Origin of the sequence: Belnapia arida, assembly GCF_016773205.1 — a bacterium.
Classification (GTDB): Bacteria; Pseudomonadota; Alphaproteobacteria; order Acetobacterales; family Acetobacteraceae; genus Belnapia; species Belnapia arida.
In genome coordinates this window covers 1-21,494 of sequence record NZ_JAETWB010000036.1, presented here as the reverse complement: position 1 = coordinate 21,494, position 21,494 = coordinate 1, and the positions used below count along the sequence as shown (strand labels likewise).

The following is a 21,494-nucleotide window of genomic DNA, read 5'->3' as shown; positions in this document are numbered from 1 at the left end:
CTTGCTGCGATATATCTGGAATTCTTTCGTGGCTGATAGACTTACCGCCTCAATGAAGAGCCGACTAAAAATCAGTGATTATTCAAGTAGATCAGAGCTACTGGATTTAAGGCAGGAGCTGTCGGCCGCCAGAGAAGCCATAAAGATTTTAACTGAAGAAAACACCCGCGACGAGATTGAAGCTTCACAAGAAAAAATGTCTCAGCTGCAGCGCGATTATAATGCGCTAAAACTAGAATTAAACCATACAAATGAAGTTTTATCGAATTTGCTTTCGCCGTCGAAAATGGACATCAGCGCGGAAATACTTCAGCGGTTACATGTCCCGAATTTAGATATTCATCCTGTAATGACAGGGCCTTTCATGGCTCACAGCACTTGTTCCGTTAGAGATTTTACTCATGTAGATTTCAAAACAATATGCTCGGAACTGAAAAGGCCTCCTCAGTTTCATCGTAAGGTTTGGGAGTGGGTGTATCTTGTCCATCAGCTTCGTAAGCATGGCGTGCTGAAACCCGGAATGCGCGGCATTGGCTTCGGTGTCGGTACAGAGGCGCTGCCTTCTTTGTTTGCAAGCCTTGGCGTCAATGTTTTAGCTACTGATGCTCCGCCGGAGATCGGCGTGTCCGCTGGCTGGCAAAGCACTAGCCAGTTTGCGAATAACCTAAACGATCTCTACCAACCCGACATCGTCAGCCGTGGGCAGTTCGAGAAGCACGTCACCTACGCCCCATGCGATATGAATGCGATTGATGAGCATTTCTCCGAATACGATTTCTGTTGGTCTTCGTGCTGTCTCGAGCATCTCGGCAGTTTACAGAAAGGACTAGATTTCATTGCAAACAGTGTTGAGAAAACACTGAAGCTTGGTGGCGTAGCATGCCACACAACCGAACTGAACATGAGCAGCAACGACAAAACGATTGAGGATGGCTCATGTGTAATCTACCGCCACCGCGACATCGAAGAGTTTCTAAATGAAATGACGCATCGCGGACATAAGGTCGAACAATTTAGTGTTGCTCCCGACACGCACAGTCTGGATTCCTATGTCGACGTGCCGCCCTACAACCACAATCCACATCTAAAACTACAGTTGATGGGTTATGTCTCGACGTCAGTTGGCCTGGTGATCACCCGGGGTCGTTAGCGCACAGGTCTCCTAACCGGCGGGTCCATCATGGGTAGCGCAGCGGGACGGCCCGATTTGTAAGGGTACCGTCATGGCTTGGGTTTCTTCCCTATTAGCAGTTATCCAGCATCCGTCGGCGAGGCGCTCGTCATGCAGGAGCATAAATCGAATCCAGTACGGTTGTTGAATAAAGCGCGATATGGAAGATCAGCCTAGGTCAGGACTCATAACCAGTAGCTGACGGCCGCGGCGCGGTGGACTGCGGCGAGGGAGTTGGTGGCAATTTAGTCATAGCGGCGCGCGATGCAGTGGAAACTCTTGAGGCGGCCGAACTGAGGCTCGATGGCGCTGCGGCCACGGTAGGACTGGGCTGAAGCGGTGCTTCCAACGCCTATTGCGCTTGGACGGAGCATTTGCCCCTACGCCTTGGGTCTGGATCTGCTTGCGAACAGCATCGGTGTGGTAGGCGCAATCCGCCATAACCAGCACGTCCGACAGGAGGCGCTGCAGTAGGGCCTTGTCCGCTGCGACGTGGGCGGTCTGGGAGCCGCTGATCGAGACGGTCCGGCCGCACGGGAGACGCCACCGAAGGAGCTGCGGCGCACCATCTCAGCGATCTTCTGGCGGCATCAGAATAGTGCCAAATGGCGCAGCACTTCCGCCGAGTTCTGTCCATGGTGACTGGCAACACAGTCGATCATTCGTTGGTCCAAGAAGGGTGTTCGGGAGCGCCTGCTCGCGGTGGTGCGGCAGCGCAGGATCGCATTTGGCCTAGCCTTCATCGACTGCACGAACATCCGCGCCCACCAGAAGGCGACAGGGGCAAGAATGGGGATGCAATAGTCAGGAGCGCGATGTTCGCGGGGCACTCAGCCGCTCTTGCGGCGGGTACGACACCAAGCTTTGATAACCCCTAGAGCCGCGGGCGGCACGATGCTTCTGAAATGGGTGCGACTTCCGCTAGTCTCTCTGCTCCCCGCCGCAGCAGGACCGCACCGATCGTTACACGCCTGCCCCCACTCCGCAGCCTCCGCGCCTTTGAGGCAGCCGGGCGCCGCCTAAGCTTCACCACGGCAGCCGAGGAACTCGGTGTAACCCCCGGCGCCATTAGCCACCAGATCCGCCACCTGGAGCAATTCCTCGGTGCGCGCCTGTTCGAGCGTCAGCACCGCGAGGTGGTGCTGACGCCTCAAGGCAAGGCTTATTTGCGCTCGATCGGCGAGGCGTTCCGCCGGATCGAGGACGACACGCGCATGCTCTTCTCTGCAAACGATCCAGCGATCCTTCGCGTCTATGCCTCAACGAATCTCGCGATGCGTTGGCTGGTGCCGCGCCTACCGCGCTTCATCGAGCGCCACCCGTCGATCACTCTGGAACTCAGTTCCGAGATCGGTCCACCCCCATCATTGGAGCCCCGGCGCTTCGACGTGGCGGTTACTCATGGCCCGGCACCCTTAGCGAAGACCGAGCCGACACGGTTATTCGACGGGCGGCTGGTACCGGTGTGCAGTCCCCGCTACCTCGCCGGCCGAGCCCCGATCTCACATCCTGCGCAGCTGGATCCACTGAGCCTGATCCACTCGCGCAAGCGCAAGGGGGACTGGCGGCGCTGGCTGCGGCTTGCGAAAGTGCCGGGGATTGACCCAAGCCAGGGCATAAAGTTCGAGGACATGAATTTGGCTTATATCGCGACCATCTCCGGTATGGGCGTGATGCTGTTCTTTGCTAACCTGATTGCGGAGGATCTCCGCGCCGGGCGTCTGATCAAGCTATTCGATCTGGCGCTGACGGATGAACCGGACTGGCTTGTCTATGCCACGCCCGCGCCGGAGCGGGTCCGGGCGAGCGCGCTGCTGCGCGAGTGGCTGGTTACCGAGGCACAGCGCGAGCACTGAACCCCAGCGCTGCGCCTCAGCGGCGCGACATGTTCCAGAAAATCGGGATTGGAAACTCGATCACGCCCTGCAGGTTGGAGCGGTAGGCCGCGGGCGCCGAGAACTGCCCGCCAAGGATATAGTTGACGTTATCATGGAAGGCAGCCTGCAGTTCCCTGGCTAGACGTGCGCGCTCCTCCTCACTCCGCGCCGTGGCGGCGCGACGGAGGAGATCCGTTTGGCGCGGATCGCAATACCAACCCGAGTAGTGTTCGGCGCAGTTATAGGCGACGCCCGGATTGGCGAGAGGGTTGACTAGGTCAATGCCATTCCAAATGATGTTCACCATGCTCCAGCCGCCGTTGCTTGTCGGCCCACGGTTCAGCCGACGCTGCGCCACCGTCGCGTAATCCGAGGTCGCTAACTGCACATTGAAACCGGCTTTACGCATCTGGTCGACCATGACGAGCCCCATCGGGTTAAGCAGGGCCGAGCTCTCGGAGTGCAAGAAGACAACAGGCTCGTTTTTGTAGCCGGCCTCGCGCAGCAAAGCACGTGCTCGCTCAGCGCCAGCGTTGCGGAAGATTTCTGTTCCCGCATTCGTCTCACCCGCCGTGTTGCACATGTAGAGCGCGTAGCATTCGCGGAGGTAAAGGTCCTCAGGCAGGCCAAGGCTGGCCATTATGTCGGCCTGGTTCACCGCCATCTGTGCGACGCGACGGATTCTGACATTGTCAAAGGGCGGCTGCGCGTGGTTGAGGCTAATGATCGACATGATCTGCCCCGCGCCGCGCGGTTTGGCGATGGTGACGTTGCGGTTCCGCCGCATCAGCCTGATGAAGTCCGCCGGAATGATCTCAAGATAGTCGACCTCACCCGCTTGAAGGGCTGCGACGCGTGTCGCCTGGTCCGGCATACTGATGAGGTCCACGCGGTCGAAATGCACATCCTTGCCGCCAGCAAGACCGGACGCCGGCTCGGCGCGCGGGCGATAGCGGGGGTTGCGGCGGAAAGTGGCGCGCTCGCCTGGCCGCCAGTTCGTGTGGTCAAACAGGAATGGGCCGGAGCCGACCACCTCTGGCACAGCGGTATTCGCAGGCAAGTTGGCCAGTCGCGCAGGCATCATCACGGGAATGACGTTGCCAGGCTTGCCCAACGCCTCGATCACGTAGGCATAGGGTTCGCGCAGCTTCAGCTCGAAGCTCCGAGGGTCCACCACCCGCAGCCCTTCCGCCACACGCATAATCTGCACACCCAGCGCCTCACGCTGGGCCCAACGGCGGATCGAGGCCACGGCATCCTCGGCCGTCACAAACTTGCCATCGCTCCATTCCAGCCCGTCGCGCAAGTGGAAGGTGTAGGTCAGCCGGTCATCGCTCACCTCGTAGCGGTCGACCATTTGGGGTTTGTAATTCCCCTGCTCATCAATGGCGAAGAGCGTGTCGTAGACGAGGTAGGAGAAGACGCGGGTTGCATTGATCGTGGTGACGATCGGGTCCAGCACTTGCAGTTCGGTGTTCAAGGAGACGCGCAGGGTGCGCTCTTCGGCTCTAACGTCGCTGAACGCGGCCGATAGGACAAGCGGTGCAAGAGCGAGTACACGGGCCATCCGGCGCAGATTCATGGCAAGCCTCTCCATTGAACACATGCTTTGTTTGTCTGCCGTGTGCAGCTACCTCTGGACGCGCTGCGGCACTCACCCCATCCCAAACCGCGTCCAGGGCTTCATCCGATCATCTTGAATGCCCTGGCTTGGTATGTGCACTGCAGCTTATGCCTAAAGGCGATCCCCCTATTCGGCAGCAGCGGCTGGCCCCGCCTTGCGGAGATGATCATAGTTCTTACCGCGGAACCATGCCATGTAGTCCCCCATTGTCATAGGAGGGAAGCGCGGCTCCTCGCCCTCCACCCGGCAGGTGGGCAGGCATTCGATCAACGTCTCGGCATTGGGATGGAAGAAGTAGGGGATCGCGTAGCGCGGTTGGTCGGAGATGTTAAAGGCACGATGCGGCGTGGAGAGAAACCGCCCGTTTGTCCAGCGGTGCAGCGTGTCGCCTGTGTTGACGATGAAGGTACCCTCGATCACCGGCGCGTCGATCCACACGCCGTCTCGCCGGCGGATCTGCAGCCCCGGCACCTTGTTTTGGGCAAGCAGGGTGATGAAGGTGGAGTCCGTGTGCGGCGCGATGCCGAACTGGTTCTCCGCGTACTCCTTCACTGGCGGGTAGTGGCTGAGGCGCAGCGAGCTGAAAGGGTGGTCACACTTCGTGTCGAAGTAGTCAGCCGACAGGTCCAGTGCGCGGGCGTAGAGCGGGAGCATGCGCTGCGCCAAGGCCTCGAGCGCCGCGTAATAGGCCTGCGTCGTATCCTTGAAACCAGGCGTGTTCGGCCAGCGGTTGGTCACGCCAGGCTGGCCCTCCCCTTTGACGAAGAAAGCCTCGTTCTCGTTGGGCTTATTGTTGGTATTGATGGTAGAGGTGCGCGTGGTGCTGCCGCGCATGGGCAAGTACCCCTGCATCGCGTTGTCCACCTTCAGCTCCATCTTCTTTTCAAGTGGCTGCGCGTGGAAGGCGGCGGCGGCGGCAAAAGTACGATCGATCAGCTCCTGCGAAACACCGTGATTGCTGATGTAGAGAAAGCCGACTGTCTCGCAGTTCTTGCGGAGCTGGAGCGCGATTCGCTCCAGCGCGCCTTCTTCGCCGGCAAGGTAGGGGCCGAGATCGATGACGGGGATGTCGGTGCTAGGAGCGTTGCTCGTAGACATGGGGGCCTCTTGCGATGAGGCGGGGGCCCATCGCCCTCACGCCGGAGCTCACGGTTGGGGTGGAGGGTCCAAGCGGTCAAACCAGAAGATTTCAGCCATGGATGAGATAAATTCACATGAGGGGATCGCTGGCTTTCTTCGTACTTGGGCCCGGCGAAGCAGCTGAGCGTCTCTGGCACTGTGGTGGTGGGGCAGTCCTCTCAGCCGCTTAAAAGTCAGGCATGCAGTGTGACTTCTCAACCGGCCGCGCCGAGGAGGCACATGAAGTCGCGGCAGTGATCGGCTTCCTCTGCCCGGACGCCACCTCTTACGTCACGAGCGTCGGGGCTCCCCTGCATGGCGGGTTTCTTCGAGGGAAGCGGGGCTAGCGTTCACTTCTAGCTAAGGCTGCCCGGGTAGTCCTTCCAGATGCTCGGCTCCAGGTCGAGATGCGCCTCGGCGGGATAGGTTGCCTCCCAATGCGCGATGCATGCCTCGGCCGTCGCGTTCCAGAGCCCCGCATGGCCGGTCATCCAGCCGCAGAAATCATCCAGCATCTTCAGCCGATGCAGCCAACCCATATGCTGCGGATGGAGCGTCATGTGGAAGTGACGCCCGCGCTCGTACTGCGCCTTGAACTCCGTGCGCCAGTTGCGCAGCAGCATGTCGGGGTTCTCGAGGCCGGTGCCCTTGGTCGGGAACATGCAGAAATACTGGTCGTCGAAATGGTAGTAGTAGGGCATGGTGAGCAGCGCACGCCGGCTGGCGAAATCCGCCACCCACCAGTGCGGCACGTCATCGGCTTGGCCGTTGCCATAATAGCGGTAGCCCGCCTCGATCAGCAGGTCGATCGTGTTCGGACTGGTGGTGCCACCGGCGAAGCTGTCCATCTGGCGCGACAGCATGAACCACCCAGCCGGCGGCCTGCCGATCGCCTCGGCGAGGATGGCCGTGGTGCGGTCGAGCCGCGCCTTCTCCTCCTCGCGCGAGAGGGTGGAGACATCCTCGTGGCGGAGGGCCTCGGCGGCGATCTCGTGGCCCTCGGCGAGGATCTCCTTCAGCTTGGGGCCATAGACCTTCACCATGACCGCGGGCGTTGCGAAGGTGGCGCGCAGCCCGTGCCGGCGCAACACGCCGAGCAGGTTGTCGAGCCCTTCCTCGATGGCAAAGCGCGCGACCGGGGTGGACAGCTCCGCCGCGCGGATGCCCTCGCCGCCGGAGGCGAGGCTGAGATCCACCGTGATGCTGACGGCGCATCGCTTGCCTTCGGGCCAGCGGATCCCGGCGTCCTGGATGCTGCGCTCGTTGGAGATCGTATAGCGGTCTTTCCAGGGCATGGTTTCCTCCTCAGTTCCAGCCGCCGGCGGGGGGCTGTACCGCGATGCAGTGCCGCGCGACCGCTTCGCAGCTGGGGAACCAGACTCCACCCTTCTCCTTCATGCGCCGGATCAGCCGGTCGAGCATCAGGACGCGCTGCGCCCGTCCGGAGACGAAGGGATGCAGGCAGATGTTGAGGTAGCCGCCGCCCTGGGCATGCTGCTGCAGGAACGCCTCCCACCACAGCTCCATCACGCGCTCGGGGTCGCTGATGCGCTGCGCGGCGACGGGTGTGCCCATCCAGGCGAAGGAGTAGAACATCGCATCGTCGATAGAGTAGTGGAACGGCAGGTTGATCAGGACATTGCTGCCATCGGGGTCGCGCAGGTAATGTGGCCGATGGCTGGCCGATCCGTTGGAGCGGTAGATATAGCCGAGTTCCCGCAGCAAGCCATGGCTATGGCCGCTGCGTGTGCCGACCCCGCGCTTCCCGGTCAGCCTCTCCAGCGCTTCGGTGGAGCGGCTGAGATGATCGCGCTCCAGCTCCGGTTCTTTGGGAACGCGGTGCTCCCACATATGGTCGGTGACCTCATGGCCGCTCTGCGCTGCGGCGGCGACGGCCCGCGGATAGAGTTCGCAGATGCGGCCCGGGGTGAAGATCGTGGCCTGCACGTCATGGCTATCGAACAACTCGATCAACCGCCATATGCCGACCCGTCCGCCAAACTCGCCCTTGGCAAGCTGCATGGGCGGCTCGTTCATCAGCCGGCGCAGCAGCATGGCGTCGAAGTCGGCGGTGAAATTCACCGCTATCCGCGCATCGCCTGGCCATTTCGGGTCGGTGACGGGCTCATGCCGTGCGAGGTGCCGCTGTGCGACGGCGCCGATCTCGTCCAGCTCCGCGTGAAGATTCTCCGTCACGGCCGCTTCCCCATTCGAGGTTTCGCGGAGATGCTCCGTCACCGGGGCAGGACATGCAAGGGGGCCCCACGAGGGCCAGCGCGCCGTTCGCCATGACGCCAGTGGGGGAGGATGCTTCGATATGCCGGATTATTCACCGCAGGACTTCCGTGCGCTGACGTGGCACGATGCCACACCGGCCTTCGCCGACGGCACGGATTCGCCGCGCGCTTATTTGGAGCGCTGCCTGGAGATCATAGCCCAGCGGGAGCCGGTGGTGCAGGCCTGGGTCGTGATGAACGAGGCCGGCGCCCGCGAGGCGGCCGATGCCAGCACGGCGCGATGGAATGCCGGGCGGCCGCTGTCTCCCATCGATGGCATGCCGCTCGGCATCAAGGATCTGCTCGAGACGCGGGACATGCCGACGCAGATGGGCTGCAAGGCCTATGAGGGCAATTTCCCGAAGCGCGACAACGCCGCCGTCTGGGCATTACGCGAGGCGGGTGCGGTGGTGCTCGGCAAGACGGTGACGACGGAGCTTGGCGGGGTGCATCCCGGCCCGACCACCAACCCCTTCGATGCGACACGAACGCCGGGCGGCTCCTCATCCGGCTCGGCTGCGGCGGTAGCGGCGCGGATGGTGCCGGCTGCCATCGGCACCCAGGTAGGCGGATCGATCACCCGGCCGGCCAGCTATTGCGGCAATTTCGCGTTGAAGCCGACGCAGGGAGGCATCAACCGCGGCGAACGTCAGGCGACCAGCATGAGCACGCATGGCCCGCATGCCGGCTGCATCGAGGATATGTGGCAGGTGGCGATCGAGATCGCCAAACGTGCCGGCGGCGATCCCGGCCGCCTGGGCCTGTTTGGTCCCTCCACACCTCCTGAGCCGCGCAAGCCCATGACGCTCGCGGTGATGGAGGCTGAAGGCTGGGCCCTCATGGATGAAGCGAGCAAGACCGCCTTCGAGATGGTGATCGAGCATATCCGCGCCACGGGGGTGACCGTGCTACGGCGCGGCAACAATGCCCTGATCGAGGCTTTCGAGCATTCGCTGCAGGGCGTCCAAGCGCTGACCAGCGCCATCACGGGCTGGGAGAACCACTGGGGCATCCGCAACCTGGTTGCGACCAGCGCGCCCGGCAGCGTGAGCCAACGCAGCCAGGACGTCGTCGCCGCCGCGGAGGCGTGGACGCCCGAGGACTATCGCGCCGCCATTCTTCAGCGCGAAGAAATCCGCGCACGGCATGCGGCGCTCGCGCCGTTGGTGGATGCCATCATCGCGCCCGCCTCGCCCGGCGTGGCGCCGCTTTGGACACCGGATGTGCCGGGCCAACCACTGGCGAAGCGGCCGACGGGCGATGCGGTCTACAATACGCCGAGCTCTGCGCTCGGCGCGCCCGTCGTCACCTCGCCCATGACGGCCATCGACGGCATGCCTATGGGTGTCCAGCTTCTAGGTCAACCACATTCCGACGCGGCCATAACAGCAATCGCTCGTTGGATGGTTCAAGCCATTGAGCCAGCGATTTTTTGATCCTACTTCGTCATGCGTAGAGAATACTGAGACGCCACTGGCGATGAAGCAGTCTTGTTATGGCCTGATCCATAGTGCGGTTTTTCATCTCTGCTAGGAGCGAGCGAGGAATGTCGGATAAGGGCCGCTATGGAGACGCCCAGATCTGACAAGCCCCCTACTGGTACGTGTCCTGATTGAGACGCTGACTAGAGCGGTTTCCGTTCGCACTGGCTCACGGAGCCCGCTCTAGCTTGTTGTTTTGGCGAGCAAATTACCCCGATCAGATGATTTCATCTGATCGGAGTTTGCTCTAGGTCAGCGTCCAAGGCCGAACACTGCTTCGAGGTCTCGGTCCCAGTATGGCTCCGGTCCGAATCTTGCAACCATCCAGTCGATAAACACCCTGACTTTGGGCGCGAGTTCCCGCGAGCTCGGGTAAAGCACCCATAAGGTTTGCGTTGAGACAAGCGAGTACTCCGGAAGCGCGGGGACCAGCGCGCCGCTTCGGGTCTCCTCCGCTGCGCACCAAGTGGCCATAAGCGCGATCCCAAGCCCAGCGCACGCGGCGTCGCGCACTGCGCCACCGTCGTTGATGCGTAGGGTAGGTGCTACCTGCCGCTCTATGGTCCTTCCGTCCGTCCCCTTGAACGTCCAGAGGTCGAGAGTGCCGACGACGAGGCAGGTGTGATTGGCAAGGCCGTCCGGCGACCGTGGTCGACCACGCCGCGCGATGTAGTCCGGCGATGCGAGCAGCACACGCCGGTCGGGCGCAAGTCGCCGTGCAACGAAAGACGAGTCCCCAAGCTCTGCGTAGCGACGGCGACGTCGAACGCGCCCTCCACGAGGTCGACAACGCTGTCCGAGATGCGCATGTCGAGGACAAGCTCCGGGTAGCGGTTACAGAACTCACTAAGGCCCGGCACAATATGCATGCGCGCGAAGGAGGCCGGGGCCGCCACACGGAGCGTACCGCGCGGTGTCGCCTGCTCGCGCCCGAGCGCCGCGCGCGCGGCCAATGCCGCATCCAATACGTGCTCGGCATGCGGCAGGAAGGCTATCCCGTCTTCGGTCAGAGTCGCTTGCCGTGTCGTGCGATGCAGTAGGCGCGCTCCCAGCCGCTTCTCGAGCGCTGCAAGGCGCGCGCTCGCCCCAGTTGGGGTGACATTGAGGTCACGTGCTGCAGCGCTGATGCTGCCAAGCCGGGCGATGCGCACGAACAAGGTCAGGTCACTGATATCCACAGTGTGGTTTCCAAGCCGACGTTGACGTCGGCATCAACCGGTACGTGATGGCCGGTGACTGGGGCAGGATGTCCCTGCGCATTCTCGGCTGCCGAAAAGCCGCCTCAGCCGCGACGCTCCAGTCGCCCGCCAGAACGTCAAGCCACGACCAGCCTCCGCCACACTCATTTTCAAGAAATCTTTGAAGCTGATCCAGAAGAATGCCCGCTTCTCCATTCTTTGCAAGGGGATCAGATGGGCGACGACAAGGCGGCACGGATCCGCCAAGAGCCGTCTAAGCAGGAGCCGTTTATGCATGCCCATGTGATCGAAGCCTTCGGAGAGCCTGAAATCTTTCGGGTTGTGAACTTGCTCAACCCTTAGCCAGGCCCAGACGAGGCGGTGGTGGCGATCGCGGCCACCAGTGTGAACCCTGTCGATTATAAACCCGGGCGCCAAGGCTGCTCGATCGCGCCAAGTCCACCGGCCATCCTGCGCTGTGACCCTGTCGGCCCAGTGCTCACATTAGGCCCCGACGTCAGCGGCGTGCGCCTCCGTCGAGCGGCATGCCTGCGACCTGGCGCCAGCTTTGAGCGGATCCCCGCGAGCCGCTGAATGAACCACGGCTGAAAGGAATCTACCATGTCCCCAACCATGAAGGCTGCCGTTCTCACCCGTTTCGGCGGAACGGATGCGTTCGAGCTGCGCGAGGTTCCGGTGCCGCCGGTCGGGTCGCACCAGGTCCGAGTGCGCGTGCACGCGACCGCCGTGAACCCGCTGGACTGCCAGATCCGTCGGGGTGACTACACGGATTACGTACCGCTACCCGCCATCATCGGCCACGACATCTCCGGCGTCGTCGAAGACGTCGGGTCCGATGTTACCGAGTTCGGGATCGGCGATGAAGTCTACTATACGCCAAAGATCTTCGGTGGCGCCGGCTCGTATGCCGAGCAACACGTCGTTGACGTGGAACTGGTCGGTCGCAAACCCAGGAACCTTTCGCACATCGAGGCCGCAAGCCTGACACTCGTGGGAGGCACCGTTTGGGAGGCATTCGTCCAGCGTGCGCAGCTCAAGGTTGGTGAGACCGTACTGATTCATGGCGGAGCGGGTGGCGTAGGGACGATTGCGATCCAAGTCGCCAAAGCGATTGGGGCGCGGGTGATCACGACAGCACGGGCCCGCGATCATGATTTCGTACGCTCCCTTGGCGCAGACGAGGTGATCGACTTCACGACGGAGGACTATGTAGAGGCGGTTCTTCGACAGACCGGTGGAGATGGCGTCAACGTCGTCTTCGACACCATTGGCGGTGACACGCTGACACGGAGCCCGCTGACGCTCTCCGCCTATGGTCGCGTCGTCAGCCTCGTCGATATCGCGCAACCTCAGAACCTCATCGAGGCCTGGGGCAAGAACGCCGCGTACCACTTTGTCTTCACTCGCCAGAATCGCGGGAAGCTCGATGCGCTGACCAACCTGATTGAGCGCGGTCTGGTGAAGCCTGTCATCGGCGCGACGTTTCCACTCGCGCGCATGGGTGAGGCGCACGATCTCCTGGAGAACGGGAGCACGCGCGGCTTGCGCGGAAAGATCGTGATCGACGTGTCGGGCGAGGCGGGAGCGTTGTACCCCGGCCAGAGGGCCGCCGCCTGACGCGTCGCGTGGACGACCGGCTGCCCCCCGCCTAAGCCGGTCGTCCGCCCTAACTCGGAAGGGATCAGATGATCACAGAACTCGCGTGTCTCCGCCTTCGTCCCGGATCCGGTTCGGCGTTCGCGGTTGCATTCGCTCACGTCGCTCCGCTCCTTACCAGTGCCGACGGCTACATCCGGCACCGCCTTGTCCCAGCGCTCGAGAATGCCGATCTTTACCTGCTAGCAGTGGATTGGCGGGACGTGGCGGCCCACACGCAAGGATTCGAGCCGACCGAAGCCCACGCTCGCTTCATGGCGCCACTCGCGCCGCTGCTTTCCGGCGACCCCATCGTCTTCCACGTGGAAACGGGGTCGCAGCCGTGACGCCCCATGCCGGCACTTCATCTCCTGCGTCAACAGGGAGCTTTTTTGATCGAGGCCACACCGCTGATGTTCACGCGGACCGACTTTCCGTCGGTCTCTTCTTCCCCATTGAGGCATTCGAAGGACCCGAGCCCTCCATGGTGGGCCAAGGCTCCCGCGCAAGCAGCGGAGAGACTTGGCGTCGCTGCGCCCTGGTGTCCGAGCAGCCAACGGGTGATAGTTCGAGTGACCTTAAAACATAGTGTTAGGGTTGGCGGCTTCAGCAGGGACACGCTGCAGCACGTCCCAATGCTCGACAATTTTCCCCCTCTCGAAGCGAAAGATGTCCATGCTCACCCAATCCGCATCGCCCGGCCATTCCTGGCGGGTATGAAGGACAACGAAGTCGCCTTCGGCCAACACCCGCACGAAATGGACGCGTTTGCCGGGATACTCCTTCGCCATCCGCTCAAAGTAGGCGACGAAGCCTTCCTTGCCGTCCGGCACAACGGGGTTGTGCTGGATGTATCGGTCACCGACATACTGCTTGACCGCCTCCGCCGGGCGGCAATGATTGAACATAAGGTCATAAAAGGCGATCGCAGCCTGCTTGTTCCGACTGGCTTGGTCGCTCATGGTGAACCCCGCCCGAGTGGTTTGAGAAAACCGTGGTGGTAACTGGCTTCGTCGTGACCGTCCTTGCGAGAACCCTAGAGGGCTTCAGGGCCATCTCAACGATCGTGCCCGCGACCCTCTTCCTCGCGGTGGGTGGTGACTGGAGCGCGTAACCACGTCCATCGCCTTGAAGCAATTGGAGGGGGCGATGCCGGTCGATTCTGCTCTTCTTCACTGCGATTACACCGGCACGGGAGGCCAATCAAAGGACCTCCCTTCTTCGTAGCCAAAGGTCGCTTACCTTTCGGTCGCTTCCGGCCCACACCCCGCCGAGACACTGTCGCGGTCGGCGCGACGCCACCATTCGTGCCGCATTTGCCAATGCCCTGTCCAGGTAGGAGAATTGCTCATGTCCATCCGCAAGTACGCAATTGTCAACGCACCCTTCGAGCGCTCACCCGGCCAGGACGGCGAGGTGTTCGCTGGAAATGTCATCGACCAGCGTCATGGTGGACCAATCACGATCGGCTACGGTCGCTATGGGCCAAACCAGAGTATCCATGAGACCCTCGCCGTTGACGACGTCATGGTCGTGCTTGAGGGGCGGCTCACCGTTTCAACGGAGCTAACCACTGTGAGCGCCGGGCCAGGTGAGATCGTCTACATGCCCAAGGGCGAGAAGGTGACGATCCGGTCGCATGAACATGGCGCGGTCACAGCCTACGTCACCTACCCACATTGGCAGGAGGCACGTCCTTGAGGTGCTCGTACATCAATAGCGGCGCAGACGACTTCCTCTTTATTGGATAAATCTGCGCCGCATAACCGACATGGGCTCGTCTCATCAGCTCGGCCGAAACGACGCGCTCGCCCGAGTTGGTGATGTATCGAAGCCCTCTCGGTATGCACTCTTTAATCGGCAGTGCAATCTCGCATTCTTCGCAGGCGACCCACTTCAGGAGAGACTATATGGCCCAGCGTGACGCCATCTTCCCCGCCGGACGGCATGATCTCTACACGTCACAGACCTACTCCGCAGCAATCAGATCAGGCGACCTCTTGTTCGTGTCCGGGCAGGTCGGCAGTCTCCGCGACGGCTCGCCCGAGCCGAACTTTGAGGCCCAGGTCCGTTTGGCGTTCGCCAATCTCGAGGCAACCTTGCGAGCGGGTGGCTGTGGATTGGATGACATTGTCGATGTGACGTCCTTTCACACCGACCCCGAACATCAATTTCACACGGTCATGGCCGTGAAAGGCGAAGTCTTCCCAAATGCGCCTTATCCGAATTGGACGGCGATTGGAGTCAATTGGCTTGGGGGGTTCGACTTCGAAATCAAAGTTATCGCGCGTATTCCTGCCTGAACAATGACCTACCCCTGATCAGAAGTCCGAGGGCTATGAGAAGCCTGGCTCATGTGAGGCGTGTGGGTTTGGTGATCCAAGTTGCAATCTGCTTTTCGATGTGACGCAACTATCTTCGAGGCACACTTTGGCCCGAGGTTCTTTAGAGTGGCTCCGAGACGGACCAAATGTGTAGTCGGTCAATTTCCGACATGGCGTCGTCTTGCCCTTACCAAGGTTGCGGAAAGGGTGGACCGACAGACGTTGGATAAGGCGGGATATGGAAGCGCGCTGCGGCACGACCCGCGTTCCTCTCGCTTCGAGCCTGTGGGTCCTCTCCGTCATAGCCACAGCAACCAAGAACATCCCAGCCTCAGCTTTTTCGAATTGAGGCAGGGTTTGTATCGCTTGCGACAAGCGGGCCAATCGCAAGTCAAAGTCAGCCTGAGATGGCAGGCGACGGCCGAGATGGGGGGGATGCGGACCAACGCCGCTTGACCATCCAGGTCTCTGCGGATGGGATACGGCCTGCGCGAGGAGAAGTCCGGCTATGGAACTGCCGTTGAAGGGCGGCTGCATGTGCGGAGCGGTTCGCTACGAGATCACCTGCGAGCCCACCCGCGTCTATGCGTGCCATTGCACCGACTGCCAGCGTGCGACGACCAGCGCTTTCTCGATCGGCGTCGCGGTTCCGGCGGATGCGTTTCGGCTGTCGGGCAAGGAGCTGCGGGGCGTTCCCGGGGGCGTCACCAACAGAGGGCGCGCCAAGACGCGCTGGGTCTGCCCGGATTGCGGGATTTGCATCTGCGGCGGCGTGAAGCCGGGAACCGAGCTGCCCGGCTCCACGCGCGTCGTCCGGGGCGGCACGCTTGACGACACAGCGTGGCTACGGCCGACGACGCACTTCTACGTTCGGAGCAAGCAGCCCTGGGTCGTCCTGCCAGAGGACGCCACGGTGTACGAGACGGCGCCGAACCGCGGCTGATGCCGCGAGGACATGTGCCGGAGTGGCGGGCTCTAGCGCATGCTGGACAGCGGGTGGATAGCAGCTGGCAGAGCTAACTTGTCCTACGCGGGGATTATCGCACGTGAGGTGATTAGCTGAGGACAAGGCGAAAGGCAGATGCCGAGACACTGAGATGATGCGCCGGGTAGCGCCGAGAACTACCCGTCTAGCGCAGGTACCCCACTGCGGGAGCCGGCGTGAGACATGTCCACACGCATCCCGCCAGAACCTCTTGCCCTCGGCTCGGGCCCAACGACGAGCCTTCTATTCGGCCGCAACTCGCCCAGCCCGGCAGGGCGTTTATACTTCCTTTAAAGATGCCCAAGTCGCCCGATCAGAATGCTGCCGATACCCGATTCGATGCGTTCGCCGTTCATAGACTGGGCGTCACCAGAGTACGAATCGGGTGGGGTACCAGCGCCAGTTGCCTCTTATGGCGCCGTGCCGATAGCTCGCAACACGTCCCGGTTTCGTACTTTGGTGACGCCCGGAAGAGATCGCCGCACAACAACTTTTCCACAGCCGGTTCGTACTCTGGTGACGCCGATTCGTACTTAATCGACGCAAACGGAGTCGCCCCCCGTACCCTGGTGACGCATCCAATTAGAGATTCAAATATCCTTTCTAGGTCCGTCAGTAGGGTACGAAGCGCGTCAGAGGAAAACCCTCAGCGAAGAGGCGTCGGCAGAGTACGAATTGCACTAGACCTCCCGAATGTGCAGCTTGTTGGCCGATGCGCAACCCTACCGAAACCGCTTGGCCACTCTCGATAGGTGCCGAAGAGGCTCTTGGAGGAAGCCTGCGGCAGCGGCTCGAGACACTTGGGATTCAGCAAGCGCTAGACCTCGCGCCTACTGCCCTCGATCGGCGCTGCATTGAGGCGACCCACCTTGTCCTCACGGACGAAGATGGTACGCCTAACTTCGTCCACGCCGGCTTCGCCATGACCGCCCTCCCCCACAAGCGGATCGACGCAAATGAATGGGTTCGCGACGGAGCCGACATCCGCCTGCGCATTGAGAGCGGCAAGACTCATGATGGGACTACTGTCGGCGTGCCGTTCGGCTATGTCGCTCGGCTGATCCTCCTCTATCTACAAACGGAAGCGATCAAAACCCGCTCCCGCGAGGTCGAGCTCGGGCGTTCCATGCACAGCTGGCTCAAGGCCATGGGCCTGAACAGCGGCGGCAAGGGCTATGAGGCGGTACGAGAACAGAGTCGACGCCTGAGCTTGTGCCGGCTGACCTTCTACCGCGTCGGTGAAGGCGGCGAGGCTGTAATGAACGGTGGCTTCGTTCGTGAGGCGATTCTCCCAGGTCGTGGCAAGGACAGCATGCAGCTTTCGCTCTGGCGGGAAACTGTTGTGCTCGACGAGGTCTTCTACGAAAGCCTTATCCGGCACCCCCTCCCCGTCCGCGAATCCGCCATCCGAGCGCTCTCGGGCCGAAGCATGGCAATCGACCTGTATATTTGGCTTGCTTACCGCCTACACCACTTGGAAAAGCCCACGCGCGTGCCGTGGCCAGCACTTTATCGGCAATTCGGAGCTGGTTTTGCCCTGCCGCGACAGTTCAAGGCGCACGCCCGAGAAGCCCTCGCTCTGACCCTCTCCGCATACCCAGAGGCGCAAGTTCGCGTGGACGACGAGGCAATTACCCTCCTGCCCTCCCCTGCCCCCGTGCCCGAGCGGGTCCGGGCAACAGCCACTACCCCAGGGCGCTCGCCCCGTAGACGATAAAGATGGCTCTGCCAGCGGTCGCGTCAGGTCTGACGGCGAGAGGTACGAGCGCTACTTGACCTATGGTGCTTTAAGGATAGTAAGCGCGCCTATGTCGTAACGAAAGTACATCATACGTCCGGATCGAGACCAAAGCCGTCCAGCTTGATCTCCCGAATGACGCAGGAATTTTGGATACGCGGCTGCAGGAGGCAGTAGCATCTCACGGCGTCCTTGGCCGTATGCTCAACTATGACATGCATGGTGTCAGTGTGACGCATCTGACCCCCCTTGAAGAAAGCGACTCTTCTGCCCTTCGGGTCCGCCATCTATCACTCGAAATACTGTGGGTAATCGACTAGCCCTTGGCCCTGCTATACGCAGGACCAGAGCCGCTAGAAAGCGGGGGCGATCCAGCCATCGAATAGCCAGTCCCAGTTCTTTGTCCGATTGATAAGCTTCTTGATGCCGGGCGGATGCTTATCGATACATGTAACAAAATTGGTTCGCTGGCATGCAGGAGGATGGAGGCGGGAACGTATGACGCACAGTAGTTGATGAAGCAGTAAGGCAAAGATGCCTTATTGCTTTAAGGCATTTTTGCTTCTTAGAAAGAAAGCCTCTCCACCTTGTTCCTTCAAGGCATAGAAACCTTTTGGCAGCGAAGCGGCTTGTCTCCTTGCTCAAGGCGGCCAGGCGGTTTGCCCCTTCTCCCTTTCACGCTTGAAGCGACATCGCTCCGTAAATTCATCATTGCCACTCGCTCTCGCCAAAGACTCAATGCAGTCAATGGGTTGCAAAGTTGCTTGAATGCTTCGAAGCATCTTGTACAAGATGCTTTATCGCTTAAAAGCGTTGCGGGTAGAAGGCGGTATCGGTTAGATGCCTTCCTGCCTTAAAGCAGGGGGCTTACATGGCGACTATCTCTGTGGCGAGCGACAAGGGAGGACCGGGGAAGACTACGACTTCGATCCTCATCGCCGGCGAGCTGGCGCTGGATGGTTACCGAGTGGCCTTGTTGGACACCGATATCAACCAGCAGGCCGCATCCTTCGGAGCGAAAGCCGAAATACCGGGCCTGACCGTCGTGGGCGAGGTGAGGGAGGACAATATCCTTGCCGCTCTTAGAAAGGCGGAGGCCGAGAACGAGATAGTTTTGATCGACCTTCCAGGTGGCTCGTCGACGCTGGCTCTGAAAGCCATGCACCGGTCCCACTTCGTCCTAGTGCCGGCGCAGGCGGCGCTGCCCGACGTGAAAGCCGCCATGAAGACCATCGCCCAAATCGATGACGCTCAAGAGTTATCGAGGACTACCATTGCCCGGGCTATCGTATGGACCCGCGTGTTGTCGGGTTTCGAGAGTCGCGGCGCCCGGCATGTCCGCCAGTCGCTGGAGGCGGAGGAGGGGGTGCCGATCCTAAGAGCCGCAATGATGGAGCGTGCCGCGTTCCGCGAGATCCACATCACTGGCAAAGTGCCGAGGCAGGTTGACCCGGCGAGCGCGGCGTCTGCCAATGTGGCTGCCGTCACCGCCGAGCTGCTCGAGCAGATTGCCAAGCTGCGTGAGGCCGCATGAGTAACTTTCCACCTATAAAGGATGAGCTACGTCAGGCTGCGAAGAGCCGGCTCGACGTCAGCTTGAAGCCACGTCCCGAGCTCCCAGACGAGGCCATTGCGGCCAACTCCCGCGTCATAGGGGAGCGCTATGGATCAGCGACCTCGCTGCCGCCGCCGGCCCCGGTGTCTGCGCCACCAAAGCCTGCCGCGCCGCTTACCAGCGTTCGGTTCGACTGCCCGGACTATCTGGACAAGGCGCTTTCTGTGAAGGCCGCTGAGGAGGGAGTGACCAAAACATACCTGATTCTGCAGGCACTTGGTCAGGCTGGTTACCCACTGGACCAGGTGGACTTAGTCAAAGATCGCAGGCGCTTAAAGAAATAAAGCATCTTGTACAAAAAGCCTAAAAGCATCTTGGCTGTACATGAATTGCGCTGTGATCCCTCATCTCCACGCTTACGGAAAGTTCGTTTCGAGTATGTTTAGTGGGGGCGACGTGGCGGAGCGGGAGTGCCAGGTTCAGCGGCGCAGGGCGCGCGGACATGGGAAGGTCCCGGCAGGCTTGGCTAGAACAGGGTGGTTTGCGGCCGCTGCTGGCTGGTGGCGGCCGGTTTGCGGCGAGGTAGGGCAGGGGGCAGGGGGGACGGACGGCTGGCAGCCTCGTCGGGCCCGGTATAGCCGTCATCGGCGATCAGCCGCAGCTGGACCCCGCTGCCGGCGGCCACCGCGGCGGGCAGCTCCAGCGGCACCGGCCAGAAGCATTCGACTCGGTCCTCGCCGCGCAGCGCCAGGAACACCACCCGGTCCACCCGGCCGGTGCCATCCGTCTCCACCGCCAGGCGGAAGGCCAGCCCCTCGGCCGCGGCCTCGCCCAGCGCCAGGGAAAGCTGCTGCATCTCGACCTCCTGCCGCTTGAGGGTGCGCTCGGTCGGCTCCTCGGCGGCGCCGCGGTAGAAGCGCACCGGCACGCCGTTGCCGTTCCCGCCGATGACAAAGACGAAGTGGGCGCTGTCGTCGAGCACCTCGAGTCAGGGATAGTCGCCCGAGCTCGCCGCCCGCTCCAGCCGATGCCGGCCGAAGGCAAAGGCCCGGCAGCCGACCGACCAGGGGTCGTCGCCCAGCTCGTAGCTGGCCATGGCCAGGGCATCGCGCCGGGCATTGGCCAGCATGCGGGCACAGATCCGAAGCCGCTCCTCGGTCAGTGCCGGGTGGAAGTCCCAGGGCAGGCGCGTGGGGCAGGGGGGCGAGGGCGGTTCGGCAGGCTGCATGAGCAGGACCGTAGCACAGGCGGGACCGTAGCGATCGCTTGTCCATGCCCGGCTTCCCGGATGCCGGCGCGGGCTTGCTGGCGTCGGGAGCGGCGCCCCGTGGACCCGCCGGCACCCGGCGTTGCCCAAGCCGGATCAAGGCCACCGATGAGCCGCTTCAGACCGCTGCTGTTGACCGCCTCGCTACTGGCCTGCGCCATCCCGGGCGCTGCGCAGGCGGTGGCCTCGGCTTGTCCCGAGCATCACGCCGGGGGCGTGGCGCCGGACATCTTGCGCCCGGCGCTGGCGGCCGAGACGCAGGAGCTGAGCCCGGCACGTGCTGGCCATCCGACCAGACGCCCTGGTGCCTGCGCTGGCTTCCCAGTCAGTCCGTCTGACTGGGAGGGGTCAACGAAGACCAGCCTGACCGCGACCCGTCTTGCAGGCGAGCTGGAGCACAGTCCTGAAAGCCGGCAGCCAGTGGCGTGGCCGCCCGAGCGGCAAGCCAAACCGGCAGCGACCAGGTCTGGGTAACCCAAATCGAAGAGCGTTTCGGCACGTCCGCTGGGGTCGTTGGCCGTGGTGGGCTTGGCGGTCAAATTCAAATTTGAACCTGCAGCGCCTCCTATCCTGCTCACGGACGGCTGCGGCTGGCGGCCGCACGCCACGATGCTGGCCAAGGGCGAGGGGCGAGAGGCTGCTGCGGATACCAGGCGAGGAGCGTGCCGCGATCCTGCGCCGGGCCGACCAGGAGGGGCACAAGGGGGCTGAGAGCGCGGCAGCCCATGGCTCACGCCGGCCAATCTCTACGCCATCCTGACCAAGCTGCGCCGCCAGGAAGCCGGCAATGGCGAGGTGGCCCCGGCATCTGGCCCAACGACCACCGAACCTGAACCCATGCCGGCGCCGATACCGACCGCCACGGCCGACCTCCGCGTCAGTCAGCCCTAGGGCAGCCTCGACGCCTGTTCCAAAGGGGGGGTACGCACCGGTACGCAGCATTAGATACGCAGGCTGCTGGCCCGGGTAGGTGGGGCCGGCAAATACCGGCCGTGATTGGTACGAGGGGCCGGAAACGCAAAAAGCCCCATGACCTCGCTCTGAGGTCATGGGGCTCAATGGGCCCTCCGCGGGGGAGGGGTAGCTGTTGGCTACCTGGCCTGGCCACCGGGCTTGGCCCGGCGCCGGTGCTCGAGCACGGCGCCCTGGAAGGCGCGGAACTCGGCCATCCGCATGAAGCGGACGAGGTAGCCACCGCGGGTCAGCTCGGTGTGGCAGGGGCCGCAGATCAGCCAGCCATGCT

18 protein-coding genes and 2 pseudogenes are annotated in these 21,494 nt (G+C 62.1%); 12 read left to right on the top strand and 8 right to left on the bottom strand.

Annotated features, from left to right (window positions below; translation table 11 throughout):
- Positions 1–28 precede the first annotated feature (28 nt).
- Positions 29–1,150, top strand: a complete 1,122-nt coding sequence (locus JMJ56_RS27745) for a coiled-coil domain-containing protein (protein WP_202834997.1) — start codon at positions 29–31, stop codon at positions 1,148–1,150.
- 926 nt (positions 1,151–2,076) lie between these two features.
- On the top strand, positions 2,077–3,027 hold the full coding sequence (locus tag JMJ56_RS27740; RefSeq protein WP_202834996.1) for a LysR substrate-binding domain-containing protein: 951 nt from the start codon (positions 2,077–2,079) through the stop codon (positions 3,025–3,027).
- Positions 3,028–3,043: 16 nt separating this feature from the next.
- Here the strand turns inward: JMJ56_RS27740 and JMJ56_RS27735 are convergent, their stop codons facing one another.
- The 4 genes from JMJ56_RS27735 to JMJ56_RS27720 all read right to left on the bottom strand — a co-directional run bounded on the left by JMJ56_RS27735 (position 3,044) and on the right by JMJ56_RS27720 (position 7,987).
- Entirely contained in the window at positions 3,044–4,630 is a 1,587-nt protein-coding gene (locus tag JMJ56_RS27735; RefSeq protein ID WP_202834995.1) for an ABC transporter substrate-binding protein, read from the bottom strand.
- 168 nt (positions 4,631–4,798) lie between these two features.
- Positions 4,799–5,770 carry an isopenicillin N synthase family dioxygenase gene (locus JMJ56_RS27730; RefSeq protein WP_202834994.1) on the bottom strand — a complete coding sequence of 324 codons (972 nt, stop codon included), beginning with the start codon at positions 5,768–5,770 and terminating at the stop codon, positions 4,799–4,801.
- Positions 5,771–6,147: 377 nt separating this feature from the next.
- The gene (locus tag JMJ56_RS27725; RefSeq protein WP_202834993.1) at positions 6,148–7,086 is read right to left on the bottom strand and encodes a polysaccharide deacetylase family protein; all 939 of its coding nucleotides are present in this window, start codon (positions 7,084–7,086) and stop codon (positions 6,148–6,150) included.
- 10 nt (positions 7,087–7,096) lie between these two features.
- Entirely contained in the window at positions 7,097–7,987 is an 891-nt protein-coding gene (locus JMJ56_RS27720) for a polysaccharide deacetylase family protein (protein ID WP_202834992.1), read from the bottom strand.
- A gap of 121 nt (positions 7,988–8,108) precedes the next feature.
- Here JMJ56_RS27720 and JMJ56_RS27715 point away from each other — a divergent pair, with 121 nt between their 5' ends.
- Complete coding sequence (locus tag JMJ56_RS27715; protein ID WP_202834991.1) at positions 8,109–9,503, top strand: amidase; 1,395 nt, start codon at positions 8,109–8,111, stop codon at positions 9,501–9,503.
- A gap of 297 nt (positions 9,504–9,800) precedes the next feature.
- Here the strand turns inward: JMJ56_RS27715 and JMJ56_RS27710 are convergent.
- A pseudogene (locus JMJ56_RS27710) lies at positions 9,801–10,726 on the bottom strand (LysR family transcriptional regulator).
- A gap of 234 nt (positions 10,727–10,960) precedes the next feature.
- Between JMJ56_RS27710 and JMJ56_RS35060 the strand changes: the two are divergent.
- The 4 genes and pseudogenes from JMJ56_RS35060 (at position 10,961) to JMJ56_RS27700 (ending at position 12,729) form a co-directional block, all read left to right on the top strand.
- The gene (locus JMJ56_RS35060) at positions 10,961–11,089 is read left to right on the top strand and encodes a hypothetical protein (RefSeq protein WP_268885123.1); all 129 of its coding nucleotides are present in this window, start codon (positions 10,961–10,963) and stop codon (positions 11,087–11,089) included.
- 15 nt (positions 11,090–11,104) lie between these two features.
- Positions 11,105–11,320 (top strand): annotated as a pseudogene (locus JMJ56_RS35695) (alcohol dehydrogenase catalytic domain-containing protein); the annotation flags it as partial.
- Positions 11,321–11,347: 27 nt separating this feature from the next.
- Positions 11,348–12,364, top strand: a complete 1,017-nt coding sequence (locus JMJ56_RS27705; RefSeq protein WP_202834989.1) for a zinc-dependent alcohol dehydrogenase family protein — start codon at positions 11,348–11,350, stop codon at positions 12,362–12,364.
- 68 nt (positions 12,365–12,432) lie between these two features.
- Positions 12,433–12,729 (top strand): antibiotic biosynthesis monooxygenase family protein, encoded by a 297-nt coding sequence (locus JMJ56_RS27700; RefSeq protein ID WP_202834988.1) that lies wholly within the window; start codon positions 12,433–12,435, stop codon positions 12,727–12,729.
- A gap of 231 nt (positions 12,730–12,960) precedes the next feature.
- Here the strand turns inward: JMJ56_RS27700 and JMJ56_RS27695 are convergent, their stop codons facing one another.
- Positions 12,961–13,344, bottom strand: coding sequence for a nuclear transport factor 2 family protein (locus JMJ56_RS27695; protein WP_202834987.1), 384 nt, complete (start codon positions 13,342–13,344; stop codon positions 12,961–12,963).
- Positions 13,345–13,732: 388 nt separating this feature from the next.
- Between JMJ56_RS27695 and JMJ56_RS27690 the strand changes: the two genes are divergently transcribed.
- From JMJ56_RS27690 to JMJ56_RS27670, 5 genes are all read left to right on the top strand, one after another.
- Positions 13,733–14,083, top strand: a complete 351-nt coding sequence (locus JMJ56_RS27690) for a hypothetical protein (protein ID WP_202834986.1) — start codon at positions 13,733–13,735, stop codon at positions 14,081–14,083.
- A 209-nt stretch (positions 14,084–14,292) separates the two neighbouring features.
- A complete protein-coding gene (locus JMJ56_RS27685; RefSeq protein WP_202834985.1) occupies positions 14,293–14,685 on the top strand; it encodes a RidA family protein in 393 nt (130 codons plus the stop codon).
- A gap of 529 nt (positions 14,686–15,214) precedes the next feature.
- On the top strand, positions 15,215–15,649 hold the full coding sequence (locus JMJ56_RS27680) for a GFA family protein (protein ID WP_202834984.1): 435 nt from the start codon (positions 15,215–15,217) through the stop codon (positions 15,647–15,649).
- Positions 15,650–16,613: 964 nt separating this feature from the next.
- Entirely contained in the window at positions 16,614–17,408 is a 795-nt protein-coding gene (locus JMJ56_RS27675) for a replication protein RepA (protein WP_236038696.1), read from the top strand.
- An 892-nt stretch (positions 17,409–18,300) separates the two neighbouring features.
- A complete protein-coding gene (locus JMJ56_RS27670; RefSeq protein ID WP_202834982.1) occupies positions 18,301–18,963 on the top strand; it encodes a ParA family protein in 663 nt (220 codons plus the stop codon).
- Between the two features lie 547 nt (positions 18,964–19,510).
- On the opposite strand, the gene JMJ56_RS27665 is transcribed toward JMJ56_RS27670, so the two are convergent.
- Both JMJ56_RS27665 and JMJ56_RS27660 read right to left on the bottom strand, forming a co-directional pair.
- Positions 19,511–19,966: a hypothetical protein gene (locus tag JMJ56_RS27665; RefSeq protein ID WP_202834981.1), complete on the bottom strand. Its 456-nt coding sequence runs from the start codon at positions 19,964–19,966 to the stop codon at positions 19,511–19,513.
- 6 nt (positions 19,967–19,972) lie between these two features.
- Positions 19,973–20,212: a hypothetical protein gene (locus tag JMJ56_RS27660; protein WP_202834980.1), complete on the bottom strand. Its 240-nt coding sequence runs from the start codon at positions 20,210–20,212 to the stop codon at positions 19,973–19,975.
- Between the last annotated feature and the right edge of the window lie 1,282 nt (positions 20,213–21,494).

What these genes read in the sequence shown, in the direction of transcription:
- JMJ56_RS27740 (WP_202834996.1), top strand. Translation starts at nt 2,077, where the DNA reads ATGGGTGCGACTTCCGCTAGTCTCTCTGCTCCCCGCCGCAGCAGGACC.
- JMJ56_RS27735 (WP_202834995.1), bottom strand. Translation starts at nt 4,630, where the DNA reads ATGAATCTGCGCCGGATGGCCCGTGTACTCGCTCTTGCACCGCTTGTC.
- JMJ56_RS27730 (WP_202834994.1), bottom strand. Translation starts at nt 5,770, where the DNA reads ATGTCTACGAGCAACGCTCCTAGCACCGACATCCCCGTCATCGATCTC.
- JMJ56_RS27725 (WP_202834993.1), bottom strand. Translation starts at nt 7,086, where the DNA reads ATGCCCTGGAAAGACCGCTATACGATCTCCAACGAGCGCAGCATCCAG.
- JMJ56_RS27715 (WP_202834991.1), top strand. Translation starts at nt 8,109, where the DNA reads ATGCCGGATTATTCACCGCAGGACTTCCGTGCGCTGACGTGGCACGAT.
- JMJ56_RS35060 (WP_268885123.1), top strand. Translation starts at nt 10,961, where the DNA reads ATGGGCGACGACAAGGCGGCACGGATCCGCCAAGAGCCGTCTAAGCAG.
- JMJ56_RS27705 (WP_202834989.1), top strand. Translation starts at nt 11,348, where the DNA reads ATGTCCCCAACCATGAAGGCTGCCGTTCTCACCCGTTTCGGCGGAACG.
- JMJ56_RS27700 (WP_202834988.1), top strand. Translation starts at nt 12,433, where the DNA reads ATGATCACAGAACTCGCGTGTCTCCGCCTTCGTCCCGGATCCGGTTCG.
- JMJ56_RS27695 (WP_202834987.1), bottom strand. Translation starts at nt 13,344, where the DNA reads ATGAGCGACCAAGCCAGTCGGAACAAGCAGGCTGCGATCGCCTTTTAT.
- JMJ56_RS27690 (WP_202834986.1), top strand. Translation starts at nt 13,733, where the DNA reads ATGTCCATCCGCAAGTACGCAATTGTCAACGCACCCTTCGAGCGCTCA.
- JMJ56_RS27685 (WP_202834985.1), top strand. Translation starts at nt 14,293, where the DNA reads ATGGCCCAGCGTGACGCCATCTTCCCCGCCGGACGGCATGATCTCTAC.
- JMJ56_RS27680 (WP_202834984.1), top strand. Translation starts at nt 15,215, where the DNA reads ATGGAACTGCCGTTGAAGGGCGGCTGCATGTGCGGAGCGGTTCGCTAC.
- JMJ56_RS27675 (WP_236038696.1), top strand. Translation starts at nt 16,614, where the DNA reads ATGACCGCCCTCCCCCACAAGCGGATCGACGCAAATGAATGGGTTCGC.
- JMJ56_RS27670 (WP_202834982.1), top strand. Translation starts at nt 18,301, where the DNA reads ATGGCGACTATCTCTGTGGCGAGCGACAAGGGAGGACCGGGGAAGACT.
- JMJ56_RS27660 (WP_202834980.1), bottom strand. Translation starts at nt 20,212, where the DNA reads ATGCAGCCTGCCGAACCGCCCTCGCCCCCCTGCCCCACGCGCCTGCCC.